Origin of the sequence: Bradyrhizobium sp. ORS 375, from assembly GCF_000239775.1 — a bacterium.
In the GTDB taxonomy this organism is placed as follows: domain Bacteria; phylum Pseudomonadota; class Alphaproteobacteria; order Rhizobiales; family Xanthobacteraceae; genus Bradyrhizobium.
Genome location: NZ_CAFI01000474.1, coordinates 1 through 16,199, shown reverse-complemented (window position 1 = coordinate 16,199; position 16,199 = coordinate 1). Strand labels below are relative to the sequence as shown.

16 protein-coding genes are annotated in these 16,199 nt (G+C 67.4%); 5 read left to right on the top strand and 11 right to left on the bottom strand.

Features of this window, described 5'->3' with window-relative positions; genetic code table 11:
• Positions 1 to 74 precede the first annotated feature (74 nt).
• Together BRAO375_RS32510 and BRAO375_RS32505 are read right to left on the bottom strand one after the other, a co-directional pair.
• Complete coding sequence (locus tag BRAO375_RS32510; RefSeq protein ID WP_009031683.1) at positions 75 to 851, bottom strand: cyclase family protein; 777 nt, start codon at positions 849 to 851, stop codon at positions 75 to 77.
• Positions 852 to 1,087: 236 nt separating this feature from the next.
• Complete coding sequence (locus BRAO375_RS32505) at positions 1,088 to 2,077, bottom strand: fumarylacetoacetate hydrolase family protein (RefSeq protein ID WP_009031682.1); 990 nt, start codon at positions 2,075 to 2,077, stop codon at positions 1,088 to 1,090.
• 98 nt (positions 2,078 to 2,175) lie between these two features.
• On the opposite strand from BRAO375_RS32505, the gene BRAO375_RS32500 reads away from it, so the two are divergent.
• The 5 genes from BRAO375_RS32500 to BRAO375_RS32480 are packed head-to-tail and all read left to right on the top strand — an operon-like array spanning position 2,176 to position 6,142.
• Positions 2,176 to 3,111, top strand: a complete 936-nt coding sequence (locus BRAO375_RS32500; RefSeq protein ID WP_009031681.1) for an ABC transporter substrate-binding protein — start codon at positions 2,176 to 2,178, stop codon at positions 3,109 to 3,111.
• The gene (locus BRAO375_RS32495) at positions 3,111 to 3,809 is read left to right on the top strand and encodes a GntR family transcriptional regulator (protein WP_009031680.1); all 699 of its coding nucleotides are present in this window, start codon (positions 3,111 to 3,113) and stop codon (positions 3,807 to 3,809) included. The genes BRAO375_RS32500 and BRAO375_RS32495 overlap by 1 nt, the downstream gene beginning before the upstream one ends.
• Before the next feature lies 1 nt (position 3,810).
• Complete coding sequence (locus tag BRAO375_RS32490; protein WP_009031679.1) at positions 3,811 to 4,614, top strand: ABC transporter ATP-binding protein; 804 nt, start codon at positions 3,811 to 3,813, stop codon at positions 4,612 to 4,614.
• The gene (locus tag BRAO375_RS32485) at positions 4,611 to 5,378 is read left to right on the top strand and encodes an ABC transporter permease (RefSeq protein WP_009031678.1); all 768 of its coding nucleotides are present in this window, start codon (positions 4,611 to 4,613) and stop codon (positions 5,376 to 5,378) included. The genes BRAO375_RS32490 and BRAO375_RS32485 overlap by 4 nt, the downstream gene beginning before the upstream one ends.
• A complete protein-coding gene (locus tag BRAO375_RS32480) occupies positions 5,375 to 6,142 on the top strand; it encodes an ABC transporter permease (protein WP_009031677.1) in 768 nt (255 codons plus the stop codon). Before BRAO375_RS32485 ends, BRAO375_RS32480 begins: the two co-directional genes overlap by 4 nt.
• 1 nt (position 6,143) lies before the next feature.
• Here the strand turns inward: BRAO375_RS32480 and BRAO375_RS32475 are convergent, their stop codons facing one another.
• The 9 genes from BRAO375_RS32475 to BRAO375_RS32435 are packed head-to-tail and all read right to left on the bottom strand — an operon-like array spanning position 6,144 to position 16,113.
• On the bottom strand, positions 6,144 to 7,526 hold the full coding sequence (locus tag BRAO375_RS32475) for an FAD-dependent oxidoreductase (protein WP_009031676.1): 1,383 nt from the start codon (positions 7,524 to 7,526) through the stop codon (positions 6,144 to 6,146).
• The gene (locus BRAO375_RS32470; protein WP_009031675.1) at positions 7,523 to 8,137 is read right to left on the bottom strand and encodes a cysteine hydrolase family protein; all 615 of its coding nucleotides are present in this window, start codon (positions 8,135 to 8,137) and stop codon (positions 7,523 to 7,525) included. Before BRAO375_RS32470 ends, BRAO375_RS32475 begins: the two co-directional genes overlap by 4 nt.
• The gene (locus BRAO375_RS32465) at positions 8,134 to 10,191 is read right to left on the bottom strand and encodes a hydantoinase/oxoprolinase family protein (RefSeq protein ID WP_009031674.1); all 2,058 of its coding nucleotides are present in this window, start codon (positions 10,189 to 10,191) and stop codon (positions 8,134 to 8,136) included. The genes BRAO375_RS32470 and BRAO375_RS32465 overlap by 4 nt, the downstream gene beginning before the upstream one ends.
• On the bottom strand, positions 10,188 to 11,921 hold the full coding sequence (locus BRAO375_RS32460; RefSeq protein WP_009031673.1) for a hydantoinase B/oxoprolinase family protein: 1,734 nt from the start codon (positions 11,919 to 11,921) through the stop codon (positions 10,188 to 10,190). Before BRAO375_RS32460 ends, BRAO375_RS32465 begins: the two co-directional genes overlap by 4 nt.
• Positions 11,918 to 12,796 carry an isocitrate lyase/PEP mutase family protein gene (locus tag BRAO375_RS32455; protein WP_009031672.1) on the bottom strand — a complete coding sequence of 293 codons (879 nt, stop codon included), beginning with the start codon at positions 12,794 to 12,796 and terminating at the stop codon, positions 11,918 to 11,920. The genes BRAO375_RS32460 and BRAO375_RS32455 overlap by 4 nt, the downstream gene beginning before the upstream one ends.
• A gap of 42 nt (positions 12,797 to 12,838) precedes the next feature.
• Positions 12,839 to 13,540: an ABC transporter ATP-binding protein gene (locus tag BRAO375_RS32450; protein WP_009031671.1), complete on the bottom strand. Its 702-nt coding sequence runs from the start codon at positions 13,538 to 13,540 to the stop codon at positions 12,839 to 12,841.
• On the bottom strand, positions 13,533 to 14,276 hold the full coding sequence (locus BRAO375_RS32445) for an ABC transporter ATP-binding protein (protein WP_009031670.1): 744 nt from the start codon (positions 14,274 to 14,276) through the stop codon (positions 13,533 to 13,535). The genes BRAO375_RS32450 and BRAO375_RS32445 overlap by 8 nt, the downstream gene beginning before the upstream one ends.
• Positions 14,276 to 15,244 carry a branched-chain amino acid ABC transporter permease gene (locus tag BRAO375_RS32440; RefSeq protein ID WP_009031669.1) on the bottom strand — a complete coding sequence of 323 codons (969 nt, stop codon included), beginning with the start codon at positions 15,242 to 15,244 and terminating at the stop codon, positions 14,276 to 14,278. The genes BRAO375_RS32445 and BRAO375_RS32440 overlap by 1 nt, the downstream gene beginning before the upstream one ends.
• The gene (locus tag BRAO375_RS32435) at positions 15,241 to 16,113 is read right to left on the bottom strand and encodes a branched-chain amino acid ABC transporter permease (protein WP_009031668.1); all 873 of its coding nucleotides are present in this window, start codon (positions 16,111 to 16,113) and stop codon (positions 15,241 to 15,243) included. Before BRAO375_RS32435 ends, BRAO375_RS32440 begins: the two co-directional genes overlap by 4 nt.
• Positions 16,114 to 16,199 lie beyond the last annotated feature (86 nt).

Here is a 16,199-nt window from a genome sequence, read left to right as displayed (position 1 = left end):
CGCACCGAGCACGCCGCGCGAGCTGTTAAAGCACGGGTAGCCTGAGTGACACTCACCCCTGTGATTGGTGCAACTTACCCCTCCACGATCGCCACCGCGCGCGTCCAACCCGCCGAGGCGCGCTCGATCTTCACCGGGAAGCACGACACGGTGAAGCCCGTGGACGGCAGCTGCTCCAGATTGTGCAGCTTCTCGAGGTGGCAATAGCCGATGTGGCGGCCTGCCTTGTGGCCCTCCCAGATCAGCGCGGCATCATGGGTCTCGGCGTATTTCTGCGCGGTGAACACGAACGGCGCGTCCCAGCTCCAGCCGTCGGTGCCAGTCAGGCGCACGCCGCGCTCCAGGAGATACATCGTCGCCTCATAGCCCATGCCGCAGCCCGAATTGACGTAGTTCGCCTGACCGAAGCGCGCGCCCGCCGACGTATTGACCACGACGATCTCCAGCGGCGACAGCGTATGGCCGATGCGCTTCAGCTCCGCCTCGACGTCCTTCGCCGTCACCACGTAGCCGTCGGGGAAATGCCGGAAGTCGAGCTTCACCCCCGGCTGCAGACACCATTCCAGCGGCACCTCGTCGATGGTCCAGGCGCGCTCGCCGCGGTTCATCGTCGGATGGAAGTGCCAGGGCGCGTCGAGATGCGTGCCGTTATGCGTCGACAGATTGACCTGCTCGACCGCCCAGCCCTGCCCGTCCGGCAGATCCTCGGCCTTCAGTCCGTCGAAGAACTGCAGCATGCGCGGCAGCCCCTGCTGGTGATCGATATAGGTGATGGTCGGATGGTTGCCGGGCGGATCGGCCGGGACGTCGTTCTGCAGCGGCACGGAAATGTCGATCAGCTTGCGGGCCATGTTACGAGCCATGGGCGGGTCCTCTCTACGTTTATTGGTTTCAAACTAACCTGAAGCCGTGTGCGCTACTGTCATTCCGGGGCAATCGCCAAGGCTTGGCCTTGGCGATCGAACCCGGAATCCCGAGCTTAGTAGCATCGGGCGCAACACAATCTCGGGATTCCGGGTTCAAGGCCTGCGGCCTTGCCCCGGAATGACGGGCGTCGTGACCGCGGTTGTAGCTGTCGACGGCAGGATCACGCGTCCTGCCGTTCGACCTTGTTCTTCAGAATGCCGATCTTCTCGACCTCGAGCTCAACGACGTCACCGTGCTCGAGATACCAGCCGAGCTCGAGGCCGCAGCCATTGCCGACCGTGCCCGAGCCGATGAACTCGCCGGGCATCAACGTCTCGTCCTTGCTGATATAGGCGATCAGCTCCTCGAACGAGAACAGCATGCCCTCGCTGACGCCGCGCGAGCGCACCTCGCCATTGACGCGCGCCTCCATCTTCAGGCGATAGGGATCGCCGATCTCGTCGGGCGTCACGATCCACGGCCCCATGACGTTGCCGCCATCGAAACTCTTGCCCTTCGACGGGCCGAGCCGCCCCTCCATCTCGACACGCTGGGTGTCGCGCGCGGAGAAGTCGTTGAAGATGGTGAAGCCGAAGATGTGGTCCCGCGCGGTCGCGGCGGGAATGTCCTTGCCGCGGCCCTTGGTGATGATGCCGAACTCCAGCTCGTAGTCCATCACCTTGCTGTAGCGCGGCCATGTCACGGTCGTGTTCGGGCCACGCACGCTGAAGCGGTTGGTGATGTAGAAGATCGGGACCTTGCGATAGACCTCCGGCAGTTCGCCGAGCGGCTCGGCGTCGATGCGCGCGAGCTCCTCCGCATCGCCGCGCTGGCGCGCCGCGAGCTTCCGCTGACCGCGCGGCGCCTGCAGGATGTGCAGCGGGAACGACATGCCGTCGCGCATCTGCCGCGGCTCCGGCACCGGCGCCAGCAGCTCGCTCGACGCGACGTCACGCGAGAGGTCCGCATCGCTGCCGTAGCGCTCGACCAGCGCACGCGCGGCATCGAGCGCGGCGTCGCCGGCATCAATCAGCGACAGCATCGAGGCGAAGGCGGGCTCGGGCTTTCCGGCACGACCGGCAGCTGCAGCGAGATCGAAAATCCTGCCATCGCCAGCATGGACCACGCCGATCCGGTCCCCTCCCTCGGTTCGAAATGTCGCAAGTTTCACGCCGGCCTCCCCTTGTGTTCTTTCTGAAAATATACAAACATATAAAATATCGATAAACAAGAGGCGTCCAAGGCGGGGCGCCCAGGGAGGGGTCAACGATGCGTCATCTGCTCATGGGTGCTGCCGTCGGCGCGATGCTGACATTTGCGCTGACATCCACCGCGGCTCAGGCCGAGAAAATCCAGATCGGCTGCACGGCGACCTCCGACTGCGCCTCGGCGATGGTGGCGGTCGACGAGGGCCTCTTCAAGAAGCACGGCCTCGACGCCGAGATGGTGCTGATCGGAATCAACTCGAACATCCCCGCCGCCATTCTCTCCAACTCGATCCAGATCGGCGGGCCGACCTCGACCGTGTTCCTGCAGGCGGCCGATGGCGGGCTCGACCTGGTCGCGGTCTCCGGCGCCTCGATCATGAACAAGACATCGAACGACGCCATCGCCGCCTTCGTGCGCAACGGCGTCACCATAGCCAGTCCGCAGGACTTCAAGGGCAAGAAGGTCGGCGCGCCCGGCATCGGCGCCTTCCTGCAGGTGCTGTTCGTGAAATGGCTGGTCGAGAAAGGCGTCGACCCGAAGAGCGTGAACTTCGTCGAGGTGACGTTCCCGACCATGGCTGACACCATCAAGTCCGGCGGCGTCGATGCGGTGCTGACCGCCGAGCCGTTCGTGATGCGCATGACCGATGCCAACCTCGGCACCGTCGGCGCGCGCTACGCCGCCGAGCTCGCCCGCAGCGAGCCGATCATCTTCTACGCGGCGTCGCGCGAATGGGCGGCGAAAAATCCGGAGACGGTGAAAAAATTCCGCGCGGCCATCGCCGAGGCGGCGGCGATCGTCAACAATGATCGCGAGAAGGCCTCCGCGGCGATCGCCAAGTTCACCAAGCAGCCGCTCGATCTGGTCAAGCTGACCACGCCGAACTATTCCGAGCCGGTGCTGAAGCCCGAGCAGCTCGCCTGGTGGATCGACGTGATGTCGGCGCAGAAGATGCTGCAGAGCAAGCTCGACCTCAAGACGCTGATCCTGAACTGATGACGGCCTCGACACCGATCCTGCAGACCGAGCCGGCGAGCGGCGACACGCTGAGCGAGCGCGCCGCCGCGCTGATCGAGCGCGACATCGTCGCGGGCACGCTCGCCCCCGGCTCACGGCTCGGCATCGTCGAGCTCGCCAAACGCTATGAGATCGGGCCGACGCCGGTGCGCGAGGGGCTGTCGCGGCTGGTGTCGCGAGGACTGATCGTCGGCATCGGGCAGCGTGGCTTTCGCGTGGCCGAGGTCAGCCGCGACGACCTCGTCGACATCACGCGGATGCGCACCGTGGTGGAGAAGGAAGCGTTGCGGCTGGCGATGCTGAACGGCGGCGATGCGTGGGAGGCGGGCATCATCGCCGCCCTGCATCAGATGCGCCGCTACATCCAGCGCATGCAAAGCGAGTTTCGCGAGGGCGCGCCGGAGTTCGACCGGCTGCACAAGGCATTTCACACCGCGCTGCTCGATGCCTGCGGATCGCGCCGCCTGCTCGCCGCACATTCCGATCTCTACGATCAGGCCTATCGCTATCGCCGCGTCATGATGCGCAGCTTCGACGACGGCCGTGGCTTCATCAGGGAGCACGAGGCGCTCGCCGACCTCGTGCTCGCACGTGACGCCCAAGCAGCCCAGGCGCGGCTCGAGGCGCATCTGCACTCGACGATCAACATCGTCTATCCCCCATCGAAGGGAGCCTGAGATGGCCGAGCCCGCTCTCGCTTTGGTGCAATCGTCCCCCTCGCCTGCGCGCGCGCAGATCGCGTTCGACAATGTCGCGCTGACGCTTGGCGGCAAGGCGATCATCGACACAATCAGCCTGGAGGTCGCCCCCGGCGAGATCCTGTGCGTGGTCGGCGCCTCCGGCTGCGGCAAGACCACCGCGCTGCGGCTCGCGGCCGGGCTGTATGAGCCGACCGGCGGCAGCGTGCGTTTCGAGGGCGAGCCGATGCGCGCGCCGCGGCGCGAGATCGCGGTCGTATTTCAGGACTATGGCAAGGCGCTGCTGCCGTGGCGCAGCGCGGCCGGCAACATTTCGCTGGCGCTGGAGACCATCGGCATGCCCGCGCAGCAGCGCGAGGCGCGCATCACCGAGCTGCTGGCCAAGGTCGGGCTCGCCGGACATGCGGCGAAGTATCCGACGGAGATGTCGGGCGGCATGCAGCAGCGGCTGCAGATCGCGCGTTGTCTGGCGCAGGATCCAAAAGTGCTGCTGATGGACGAGCCGTTCGGCGCGCTCGATGCGATGACGCGGCAGGGGCTGCAGGACGAGATGCTGGCGCTGGTGGCCTCGACCGGCGCCACCGTCGTGTTCGTCACGCATGACCTGGAGGAGGCGATCTATCTCGGCGACCGCGTCGTCGGCCTGCTGCCGCATCCCGGCCGCGTCGGCCTGGAGCTGACGGTCGACCTGCCACGGCCGCGCGACCAGCTCGCGACCCGCGAGCATCCGGAATTCCTGCGGCTGCGCCGCGCGCTGTTCGACTTCATCAAGGCCAGCGAATGAGCGTGCCGGAGCGCATCAAGCCGGTGCTGCTGCCGCTCGCGGCGCTGCTCGCGTTCGAGGCCTGGATGCGGCTCGCCGGCGTGCAGAGCGACTCGCTGGCGCCGCCGAGCGCGGTCGCGCTCGCACTTGCGGGCGCGCTGAGCGACGGGTCGCTGCTGACGGCGACGCGCGATACGCTCGCCTCGGCATTCGCCGGCCTCGCGCTTGGCGGCGCCATCGGCCTCGTGCTCGGCATCGCGCTCGGCCTCTCCCAGATCTTCAACCGATTGATGGAGGTCACGATCGAGGCTGTCAGGCCGATCCCGTCGGTCGCGCTGCTGCCGATCGCGCTGATCGCGCTCGGCTTCGGCTACCGCATGGAGATCGCGATCGTCGGCTTCGCCTGCGTCTGGCCGGTGCTGATCATGACGCGCGCTGCGGTCGGCGGCATCGAGCCGCGCCTGATCGAGGTCGCGCGCGTGCTGCGGCTGACGCAGCTCGACCGTGTCAGGAAGATCGTCATCCCGGCCGCCCTGCCCCGGATCTTCCTGGCCTTCCGGCTCGCCGCGGGCATCGCGCTGATCGTCGCCGTGACAGTGGAGATCGCAATCAATCCGCTGGGCCTCGGGGCTGGCATCATGACCGCGCAGCAGGCGCTGCGGCCGGACCTGATGCTGGCCTATCTGGTGTGGATCGGCGTCACCGGCTTCATGCTCAACACCGCGCTGATGACCGCGCAGACAACGCTGTTCGGCCGCGCGGCCGTGATCGGAGACGGCGCATGAGATGGTCGGTCATCGGCTGGCGTCTCGCCAGCTTCGTCGTCGCCGCCGGCCTCATCGCGCTGTGGCAGGTCGCGGCCGATCAGCGCCTGGTATCGCCCGTGTTTCTGCCCGGCCCCGATCGCGCCTGGGCCTCGCTGATGCGCGGCTTCACGAGCGGCGATCTCCTGGCCAAGCTCATGGGCACGCTCACGCACATGGCCTATGGCTGGCTGCTCGCCTCGATCGGCGGCGTCGCGCTCGGCGCCATGATCGGTTCGTCCAAGGCGATGCGCAGCTACGTCGCGCCGACATTGGAGCTGCTGCGGCCGCTGCCGGTGTCGGCGATCATTCCGGTCGCCATCGCGGCGCTCGGCCTTTCGCAGGGCATGGCGCTGTTCGTGATCGCGTTCGGCTCGGTGTGGCCGATGCTGCTCGGCACGATCCATGGCTTTGCCGCGGTGGAGCCGCGGCTCTATGAGGTCGCGCGGGTGCTGCACATGTCGCGGCTCGCCGTGATCTTGAAGATCGCGCTGCCGTCGGCGGCGCCCGACATTCTCGCCGGCATGCGGCTCAGCCTCACGGTGGCGCTCATCCTTGCCGTTGTCTGCGAGATGCTGGCCGGCCTCGACGGCCTCGGCCAATGGGTGCTGCTGTCGGCCCGCGCGTTCCGCTCGGCCGACCTGTTCGCCGGCGTGATGCTGCTCGGCCTGATCGGCTACGTCACCGCACTCGCCATGGGCGCCGCCGAGAGCCGGCTGCTGCGCTGGCAGGCCGCGCGGCGATAGCTCAGCACTTCGCCAGCCCTGCCACGCGGCCGAGCGCCACCGCCGTGAGCAGGCCGTTGCCGGAGAGATAGCCGGAGGCATCGGCGCCGGAAACGCCGCAGGCGGCACCGCCGGCCGCGAACAGATTGTCAATGACGCTGCCGTCCCGGCGCATGACGCGCGCGTGGTCGTCGATGACGAGGCCGCCTTGCGTGTGGAACAGCGCGCCGGTCACCCTCACCGCGCGATAAGGCGTGACGAGCTGCGGCACGCCGGCAAAGCTGCGACCGAATCGATCGGTGCGCTTCTCCGACTTTGCAGTCGCGACCTCCGCAAAGGTTGCGATGAGCGCGTCGGCCGGCACGCGCATGCCCGCTGCAAGGCCAGCGATGTCCTGAGCTTCGAGCACAGCGCCATGGGCGACGGCGTTGCGAAAATCTTCGAACTGCGCGGCGATGTCAGCGATGCGCGCATCGAAGATCGTCCAGGCGATTCCGTCCGGCTGTGCCAGCACGTTGGCTGCCTGCTCGGAATAGCCGGAGGCCTCGTTGGAGAAGCGCTCGCCCTTGGCATTCACCTGGAAGCCGCCTTCGGTGATGGTGGCCCAGCTGATCAGGATCCCGGCGGGATGCGCGACCGAGCCGTGGCCCTGGTGGCCGCCGAGATGGCGCGTCGCCCCGTCGAGCTGCTCGCCCCAATTCAGCGCATCGCCCTGGTTGCCGACGTGGCCGAAATAGGTGGCGCTCGCCATCTGCGGGATGTGCCGGGCGACCAGCGCCGGATTGCCGCCATAACCGCTGCAGGCGAGGATCAACCTCTTGCACCCGATATCGTCAGAGCTGCCGTCAGGTCGGGTGAAGCGCACGCCGGTTATGCGGTTCGCGCGATCGACGAGCAAGGTCGTGGCATGCGCCTCGCAGAGGATGTCGATGCCGGCGGTCTCCGCCGCAGCGCGCAGCCGATCGATCAGCTCGCGCCCGGCACGGCTCGGCAGGCCATGCATGCGATAGCGCGAATGGCCGGGATAGGTGAAGTTGTCGACCAGCGAGAACGGCAGCTGATGCCGGTCGGCGAGCCATTCGAGCGTCGGGCCGATCGTGCGCGTGACGAGCACGATGAGATCGAGGCTGGGCTCGCCATGGGCCTTGCGCATGATGTCGATCGCAAACTGCGTTGGCGAATCCTCGACACCGAGCGCCGCCTGCCAGCGCGTCCCCGCCGCGGGGATCAGCCCGGCCGACAGCGCCGTCGAGCCCTGCGGCACGCCATCGCGCTCCAGCACCAATACACTCTCGCCGCCCTCGATCGCCGACAGCGCCGCGACGAGCCCCGCCGCGCCGGCGCCGATGATCAGGCAGTCGACGACGACCTCGGGTGCGCGATCGATCTGTTCGACCGAGCTCATGCCGCCGCCAGCTCCGTCATCGCGTCGGCGATCGACGCCACACGGCACACCGGCTTCAGCGCCGCGATCGCGGTGGCATGCGTCTCCGCGGTAAATGCCGCGCAGCCGTCTTCGAGCACGACCGTCTCGAAGTCGCGGATATGCGCGTCACGCACCGTCGATGCCACGCCGCCATTGGTGACAATGCCGGCGACATAGAGTTTTTCGATGCCGCATTTCCGCAGCACCCATTCGAGCCGGGTCATGTAGAATGCGGAGTACGCGATCTTCTCGATCGTGACGTCGGCGGGTTGAAGCATGTCAACGAGCTGATGGCCCCAGGCGCCGGGCAGGAAATCGCCCTTGGCGAGGAACGGCCGCAGCTGCTTCAGATGCGGCGAGATCATCGGCTCGCCGCCCTTGCCGGGCACCAGCGTGAACTGCGTCGAGATCACGAAGCCGCCCTTGGAGCGCATCAGGTCCGCAAAGGGCTTCAGCCGCGGCGGCAGTGCCGCGATGTCCGCCGCCGTCTGGCCGGCCCGGCCATAGGCGCCCTTGGGATCGAGGAAGTCGTTCTGCAGATCGACGATCAGCAACGCGCTCTGCGCGGCGGGAATGGTGTGATCGCTCATGTCCGCTCCACGATGACGTTGCCGAACTGGTCCACCCGCGCCTTGAAGCCGGGCGCGATCACCGTCGTCGCGTCCGGCTGCTCCAGGATCGCGGGGCCCGCGACCTCGGTGCCGACAGGCAGATCGAGCCGGGCGTAGATCGCCGTGTCCCACCACTTGCCGTCGAACCAGACGTTGCGGCTACCGAGCCGCGCCTTGCCGAGATCGGCGCAGTGATCAGGCGCAAGCGTCGCCAGATCGAAGCGCGGACGCACGCCGATCGCCGCCGTGCGCAGGTTGACGATCTTGATCGGCACGCCCGGCAGCAGCCGGCTGAAGCTCTTCTGATAGGCCGTCTCGAACGCCTTGCGCACGTCATCGACCGTCAATGCGATGACGCCGTCGCGCATCTCCGCCGGCAGGGTCGCGCGGATGGTGTGGGTCTGGCCGACATAGTGCATGTCGAGCTCGAACAGCGTGTCGATGCGCTCGACCGCAAGCCGCGCATCCTTGACGACGCCCTGCGCATGCTCGGCTTCGGTCAGCATCCAGCGCGTCAGCGCCGCGACGTCGAGGCCGTCGACGAACATGTTGAGCGTCTGCACCTGGTCGTGGCGGATGTCGGCGATGACGCAGCCGAGCGCCGAGGTGACGCCGGGATAGCGCGGCACCAGCGCCGCCTTGAGCCCGACATCCTTGATCAGCGCCGAGACGTGCAGCGCGCCGCCGCCGCCGAACGGCACCGCCGCGAAGCGCGCCGGATCATGGCCACGCTCGATCGACATCAGCCGGATGGCACCGGCCATCTTGCTGTCGGCGATGCGCACGATCGCTTCCGCAGCCTCCATCACGCCAAGGCCCAGCGGCTCGCCGACATGTTTGGCGATGGCGCGCTTCGCCGCCTCGACATCGAGCGCCTTCAGCTTGCCGCCGATCGGTCTGTCCGCATTGATGCGGCCGAGCACGACATTGGCATCGGTGAGCGTCGGCCGGTCGTTGCCTCCGCCGTAGCAGACGGGACCAGGCCGAGAGCCCGCGCTCTCCGGGCCGACCTGCAGCAGGCCGCCGGCATCGACATGGGCGATCGAGCCGCCGCCGGCGCCGATCGTGGTGATCTCGATCATCGGCGTGCGCACGACGAGGCCGAAATCGATCGTGGTCTGCGCCGCCAGCGACGTCGCGCCGTCGACCACCAGCGACACGTCGAACGAGGTGCCGCCGAGATCGCCGGTGATGACGTTGGGGAATCCCGCCGCCTTGGCGATCTCCGCCGCCGCGATCACGCCGGCCGCAGGACCGGACAACGCGGTGCGGATCGGGAAGCGACGCGCAGCATCGGTCGACATCACGCCGCCATTGGACTGCACGATGTGGAAGCGGCCGTCGAACGCCTCGCCGGCGAGCGCGTTCTGCAGCTTCTGCAGATAGGAGCCGACCACCGGCTGCAGATAGGCGTTGAGCGCCGTCGTCGAGGTCCGCTCGAACTCGCGGATCTCCGGCAGGATCTGGCTGGAGCACGCGACATTGTCGTTCGGCCAGATCGCCTGCACGGCTTCGAGCGCGCGGCGCTCATTGTCGGGGTTGGCGAAGGCGTTGACGAACACGATCGCCAGCGCCTGCGCGCCCTTGGCCAAGAGCCCGCGCGCGGTCGCCTCGACCTGCGCGACATCGACGGCCGTGCGGATGGTGCCGTCCGACAGCACGCGCTCGTCGACCTCGGCGCGCATGTCGCGCTCGACGACGGGCACGAAGTCGCCCCACAGGCCCCAGGTGTTGCGGCGGTCGCGGCGGCGCATCTCCAGCACGTCGCGGAAGCCTGATGTGGTGATCAGGCCGATGCGCGCGCCCTTGCGCTCCAAGAGCGCGTTGGTGCCGACGGTCGTGCCGTGCACGATCGAGGTGAGATGCGAGACCGCGCCGAAACCCTGCAGGCCTTCGAGGAAGCCGACGGCCTCGTCGCCGCGGTTCGACGGCACCTTGTTGGTGCGGAAGCTGCGCTTCGCCTCGTCGAAGTAGAACAGATCGGTGAAGGTGCCGCCGACATCGACGCCGACGATGGTGCCGAGCTTGCTCATGCGGCACCTCCGGCGCGGAGCGTGCGCGTCGCGGCTTCATCGACCGCGCCGTCTGCCTTCACGGCAACCTTGTAGACGTCACGCGCCTGCGCCGCCGAGACGAAGCCGAGCGCGACGTCATGGGCAACGTCAGCGACAGGCCGCGCCTCCGGCGGACCCCAGCCGCCGCCGCCGGGTGTCTCCAGCCGCACGCGCTTGCCGGCTTTCAGATGCAGATCGGTGATCTTGGACACCATCGGCGGGCTCGCCTCGCCCTGCTCGGTCTGCCAGGCGAAATGATTGAGCGCCGCGCTGCCGCCGCCGGCGACGCCGAACGGCGCCGCCTTGCCGCGCTCGCCGAGCAGCGCGACGTCGGCATCAGCCAAGAGCTCGACTTCGTAGACGGCACCGACGCCGCCGCGATGGGTGCCGGCACCGGCGGAATCCGGGCGCAACGCCCATTGCGTGAACATGACGGGATAGGCTGCTTCCAAGATTTCCACGGGCGGAATGGTCGCGGTCGAGATCGGGTTGTTGGCGTGGTTGAGGCCGTCGGTCGCGGGATTGCCGCCGAGGCCGCCGCCGAAGAACGAGAACATCACGAAACGGCTGTTGTCCTTGCGATGGCCGGCGATCGACAGCGCGTTGATGGTGCCGAACGGCGCCGCAGTCGCGCGCGACGGATCGGCCTTGGCGAGCGCGCCGAGCACGACGCCGATCAGGCGCAGGATGGTCTCGGTATAGCCCGCGACCGGCTTCGGCGGACCGGCCGCGAGCAGCGAGCCGTCGGTGATCGCGAAGGAGATCGGCCGCAGGCAGCCGGCATTGGCCGGCACCTCGGTGAACACATGCTTCAGCGCGACGTAGCAGGCCGCGATCGTGGTCGAGCGCGAGATGTTGATCGGCCCCTTGCAGGCCGCCGACGAACGGGTGAAATCGAGCGTCAGCGTGTCGCCGGCAATGGTGACATCGAGCGCGACGGTCAGCGGCACATCGACGATGCCGTCATTGTCGAGCACGTCCTCGAACGAATAGGTGCCGTCGGGCAGCGAGGCGATCGCGGCGCGCATCAGGGTCTCGGCGCGGTCGGAGAACGCCTCGAACGCATCGGACACGGTCTTGTCGCCGTAATCGTCGAGCAGCGCGCGCAGACGGCGCTCGCCGAGATCGAGCGCGTTGAGCTGGCCGTTGAGGTCGCCCCAGTTCGACATCGGCACGCGCGAATTGGCCTCGATGATGCCGAGGATATCGTGATTCATGCGCCCCGCCGCGATCAGCTTCACAGGGGGAATGCGCATCCCTTCCTGGAAGCTCTCGACCGCTTTCGGATTGTAGCCGCCAGCGACATTGCCGCCGATGTCGAGCCAGTGGCCGACCGAGGCGATCCAGCAGAACACCCTGTTGTCGCGGAACACCGGACGCACGAGGCGGAAGTCGTTGAGATGGGTGCCGCCGTCATAGGGATCGTTGAAGATGAAGGTGTCGCCCTCCTCGAGGCCGCCCTCCTTCTCGACCTTGGCGATGACGGCGCGCACGGCGAAGGCCATCGCGCCGACGAAGATCGGCAGGCCGCCCTGCCCCTGCACCAGCGTGTCGCCGGTGGTCGCGTGATAGATGCCGTGGCAGGCGTCGCGCGCCTCGGCGATGGTCGGATTGAACGCGGAGCGATAGAGCGTCGCGTCCATCTCGTCAGCGATCTGCTCCAGCCGCCCCTTCAGCACCGCAAGCGTGATCGGATCCAAGGTGGTCATGCCCGCGTCCCCTCGTCGTCAGCCGCGTAACGGGCGCCATTGGCCAGGATATCAGCCGTGCCGAGCATCGCGTTGAGGCCGGCGAAGTCGAGCATGCGGTCGGCGAAGGGCTTGGTCGAGCCGGCCTGCGCCAGCGACTGATAGTAGGCGCGCGCCGAGAAGGCGAGCGCGCGCACGATGCCGCCGGGGAAGATCACGAGCTTGAAGCCGAGCGCGCCGAGCTCCGAGGCCGCATGGATCGGCGTCGAGCCGCCCTCGACCATGTTGGCGAGCAGCGGCCGCTTCGACGCCAGCCGGCCCGCGATCGCCGAGAGTTGCTCATTGCTCTTCGGCGCCTCGACGAACAGCACGTCGGCGCCGGCCTCGGCGTAACGCTCGGCGCGTTCGATCGCGGCCTCCATGCCCTCGATCGCCAGCGCATCGGTGCGCGCGACGATCAAGGTCTCGGCCGACTGGCGCGCATCGAGCGCGGCCTTGATCTTGCCGACCATTTCACTCGCGCTGATCACGGTCTTGTCGGTCAGATGGCCGCAGCGCTTCGGCGTGGTCTGGTCTTCGAGCTGGATCGCGGAGGCGCCCATGCGCTCGAACAGCCGGATCGTCCGCTGCACGTTGAGCGCATTGCCGAAGCCGGTGTCGCCGTCGACCACCAGCGGGGTGTCGACGCGGTCGCGGATCATGGCGATAGTGTCGGCGACCTCCATCATCGACACCAGCCCGATGTCGGGACGGCCGAGCTTGGTATAGGCGATGCCGGCGCCGGTCAGATACAGCGCCTTGAAGCCGGCCTCTGCAGCGATGCTCGCGGTCAGCGCGTCATACACGCCGGGCGCGATCGTCGGCTCGGCTGATGCCAGAGTGGATCTCAGGCTCATTGTCGTTTCCTTGTTTGTCTCAACTAATTGCTGAAGCTGACGTCACAGACCGAGATAGGCCCGCTTCAGCTCGGCATTGGATTTCAGCTCGGAGGCCTGGCCGGAGAGCGTGATGATGCCGTTCTCCATGATGTAGGCGCGGCCGGCGAGCTCCAGCGACTGCACGACGTTCTGCTCGACCAGCATGATGGCAAGCCCTGACGCTGCGAGCCGCGCGATCAGCGCGAACATTTCTTCCACCATCAGCGGCGACAGGCCGAGCGACGGCTCGTCGAGGATGAGCAGCTTCGGCTCCCCCATCAGGCCGCGGCCGATCGCCAGCATCTGCTGCTCGCCGCCAGACAGCGTGCCGGCATATTGCCGCGCGCGCTGCTTCAGCTTCGGGAACGTCGTGTAGATCTCCTCGATGCGCTCAGCACGCCCACGTCGCGGCCGGCAATAGGCGCCGAGCTCGAGGTTCTCGCGCACCGACAGATTGGGGAAGATCTTGCGGCCCTCGGGCACATGGATCAGGCCCGCGGTGACGATATCGGGCGCAGCCGCATGCTCCAGCGCCGCACCATTGAAGCGGATCGTGCCGGCGGTTGCCGGCACGACGCCCGAGAGCACCTTGTTCAAGGTCGTCTTGCCGACGCCGTTGGAGCCGAGCACGGCCACGACTTCGCCGGCGTTGACATCGAAGCTGACACCGCGCAGCACTTCGGTTCCGCCGTAGCCGGCGCGGAGATCGCGGACCTCAAGCATGGGCCTGCTCCGCACGCAGCCGTTCGGCCGCGCCATGGCCGAGATAGGCTTCGATCACCTGCGGGTCCTCACACACGGCCCTCGGCTCGCCCTCGGCGATCATGCGACCCTGCGACAGCACATAGACCTTGTCGCAGAGATTCATCACGGCCTGCATGATGTGCTCGATCATCAGGATGGTGACGCCCTGGTCACGGATGTCGCGCACCAGCGGCAGCACGTCGCGGATCTCCGAGGGGTTGAGACCGGCGAGCACCTCGTCGAGCAGCAGCAGCTTCGGCCTGGTCGCGAGCGCACGCGCCACTTCGAGACGCTTGCGGCCGGCGACGGTGAGATCGGAGGACGCCTTGACGAGATCGGCGCCAAGGCCAACACGCTTGGCGATGTCAGCCGCCTGCGCCATCGCCTCCTTGGCATCCGGCGTATGCAGATAGGCGCCGACCGCGATGTTCTCCTGCACGTTCAGGCCTTCGAACGGCTGCACGATCTGGAAGGTCCGCGCGATGCCCTGGCGCGCGCGAACATGCGGCGCCAACGCCGTGATGTCGCGGCCGTCATAGCTGACGCTGCCGCCATCCGGCTGCAGGAAGCCCGCGACCATCGCGAACAGCGTGGTCTTGCCGGCGCCGTTCGGCCCGATCAGGCCGGTGATCGACCCCTTGGCGACCGACAGCGAGGCCTGGTCGACCGCGACGAGGCCGGAGAAGCGCTTGGTGAGGGACTTGACCTCGAGCATCACGCCTCCTTCGCCTTCGGCGCGCGCAGGCCGAGGCTCTTCATCAGCATGACCAGGCCGTTCGGCGAGAACGCCACCGACAGCACGAGAATGACGCCGAACACCAGCAGGTCCATGCCGGGAATGCCGCCGGACACGCTCTTGGTGAGTTCGCCGAGTCCGAGGAGCACGATCGCGCCGACCAGCGGCCCGAGCACGGTGCCGGAGCCGCCGACGATGGCCGCAAACAGGGCCTCAATCGAGATCCAGGAGCCGAACGCGACATTGGCGTCGATGAACAGATAGTTCTGCGCGTAGAGGCAGCCAGCAGCGGCCGTCAGCGCGCCGGAGATCGCGATCGCTTTCATCTTCACCGCGAACACGTCGACGCCGAGCGCCTGCGCCGCCTGCTCGTTCTCGCGCAGCGCGACGAGATAGGCGCCGAAGCGCGAATGCTCCAGCCACCAGCTGACCAGCAGGCCGATCGCAACGAAGCCGAGCGCGATCAGCAGGAAATAGCGGCGATCGGCGAATTGCAGATATGGCAAGCCGGTCTGCAGCTTCAGCAGGATGCCGGCGGCGGCGCCGGTGAAATTGGTGCTGTTGGCGAGGATGCGGGCGACCTCGGCGAAGGCCAAGGTGATCAGCGCGAAATACGAGCCTTTCAGGCCGGAGCGGAAGCTGAGGAAGCCGATGGCGGCGCCGACCAGCGCGCCCAACGCGATGCCGATCACGAGCGCGATCCAGGCGTTGACGCCGAAGCGGGTCTGCAGCACGGCCATCGCGTAGGCGCCCGCGCCGAAGAACGCGGCGTGACCGAACGAGGACAGGCCGGCATAGCCGCCCAGAATGTTCCAGCCCTGCGCCGCGAGCGCGATAATCATCATGAAGATCATCAGATTCAGTAGCGCGCCGGACAGGCCGAGGAACGGGACCACGGCGAGCGCCACGACGATGACGGCGAGAGTGGTGAGACGCGGCCTGGTCATGCGCGCGCTCCGAACAGGCCGGTCGGGCGCACCAGCAGAGTGACGATGAAGATCAGGAAGATGCCGATCTGACCGAGGCTGTCACCGAGGAACAGGCTGGACGCGGCTTCGACAACGCCGATCAGGAGACCGCCGATCAGCGCGCCGGGGATCGAGCCCATGCCGCCGAGCACCACGATGGTGAAGGCGACCAGCACGAACGCCGCGCCGGTCTTCGGGCTGACGTAGAAGGACGGCATCAGCAGGCCCGCGGCGACGGCGAGACAGGCGCAGCCGATCGCAAAGGTCATGGCGTAGACATGCGGCACGCTGATGCCGACGAGAGCGGCACCGAGCTTCTCCTTGGCGACCGCGCGGATCGCCTTGCCGATATCCGTCTGATGCAGCACCAGCCATAGCAGCAACGTCGTTGCGATCGTCACGCCGAAGCCGACGACGCGCGGGAATGACAGCAGCAGCGGGCCGAGCTCGACGACGCGGAACGAGTAGTCGGTGGTGATGGTGCGGGTGTCGGACTGGAAGGCCGCCAGCAGCGCGTTTTCGATGATGATCGACAGGCCCAGGGTGACCAGCAGGATGCCGTTGTCCTTGCCGTGGCTCGCCGGGCCGATGATGAAGCGCTGCAGGGCGTAGCCGAGCGCGAACATGACGGGCGCGACGAACAGGATCGCGAGATACGGGTCCATCCCGTAGCGGGCGCAGGCGAGCCACACCATGAACATCGCCACCGTCAGCAGCGCGCCGTGGGCGAAATTCACGATGTGCAGCACGCCGTAGATCAGCGTGAGTCCAAGCGCGATCAAGGCATAGATCGCACCCAGCATCAGTCCGTTCAACAGCGCCTCCACGACGATCTGGGGCGAGTACATTAGATCCTCTGGTTCAGCGGACGCTGCACGCGATCCGCTCCTATTCGTACGCGACCCGTTCGCCGCTGGCTCGGTCTTCGCCTCTC

Excerpts from the sequence above, each read along its gene's own strand:
- BRAO375_RS32510 (WP_009031683.1), bottom strand. The coding sequence starts at position 851 with ATGGCCCGCAAGCTGATCGACATTTCCGTGCCGCTGCAGAACGACGTC.
- BRAO375_RS32490 (WP_009031679.1), top strand. The coding sequence starts at position 3,811 with ATGGCCGAGCCCGCTCTCGCTTTGGTGCAATCGTCCCCCTCGCCTGCG.
- BRAO375_RS32470 (WP_009031675.1), bottom strand. The coding sequence starts at position 8,137 with ATGAGCGATCACACCATTCCCGCCGCGCAGAGCGCGTTGCTGATCGTC.
- BRAO375_RS32500 (WP_009031681.1), top strand. The coding sequence starts at position 2,176 with ATGCGTCATCTGCTCATGGGTGCTGCCGTCGGCGCGATGCTGACATTT.
- BRAO375_RS32455 (WP_009031672.1), bottom strand. The coding sequence starts at position 12,796 with ATGAGCCTGAGATCCACTCTGGCATCAGCCGAGCCGACGATCGCGCCC.
- BRAO375_RS32485 (WP_009031678.1), top strand. The coding sequence starts at position 4,611 with ATGAGCGTGCCGGAGCGCATCAAGCCGGTGCTGCTGCCGCTCGCGGCG.
- BRAO375_RS32445 (WP_009031670.1), bottom strand. The coding sequence starts at position 14,276 with ATGCTCGAGGTCAAGTCCCTCACCAAGCGCTTCTCCGGCCTCGTCGCG.
- BRAO375_RS32465 (WP_009031674.1), bottom strand. The coding sequence starts at position 10,191 with ATGAGCAAGCTCGGCACCATCGTCGGCGTCGATGTCGGCGGCACCTTC.
- BRAO375_RS32475 (WP_009031676.1), bottom strand. The coding sequence starts at position 7,526 with ATGAGCTCGGTCGAACAGATCGATCGCGCACCCGAGGTCGTCGTCGAC.
- BRAO375_RS32480 (WP_009031677.1), top strand. The coding sequence starts at position 5,375 with ATGAGATGGTCGGTCATCGGCTGGCGTCTCGCCAGCTTCGTCGTCGCC.
- BRAO375_RS32460 (WP_009031673.1), bottom strand. The coding sequence starts at position 11,921 with ATGACCACCTTGGATCCGATCACGCTTGCGGTGCTGAAGGGGCGGCTG.
- BRAO375_RS32450 (WP_009031671.1), bottom strand. The coding sequence starts at position 13,540 with ATGCTTGAGGTCCGCGATCTCCGCGCCGGCTACGGCGGAACCGAAGTG.
- BRAO375_RS32440 (WP_009031669.1), bottom strand. The coding sequence starts at position 15,244 with ATGACCAGGCCGCGTCTCACCACTCTCGCCGTCATCGTCGTGGCGCTC.
- BRAO375_RS32435 (WP_009031668.1), bottom strand. The coding sequence starts at position 16,113 with ATGTACTCGCCCCAGATCGTCGTGGAGGCGCTGTTGAACGGACTGATG.
- BRAO375_RS32495 (WP_009031680.1), top strand. The coding sequence starts at position 3,111 with ATGACGGCCTCGACACCGATCCTGCAGACCGAGCCGGCGAGCGGCGAC.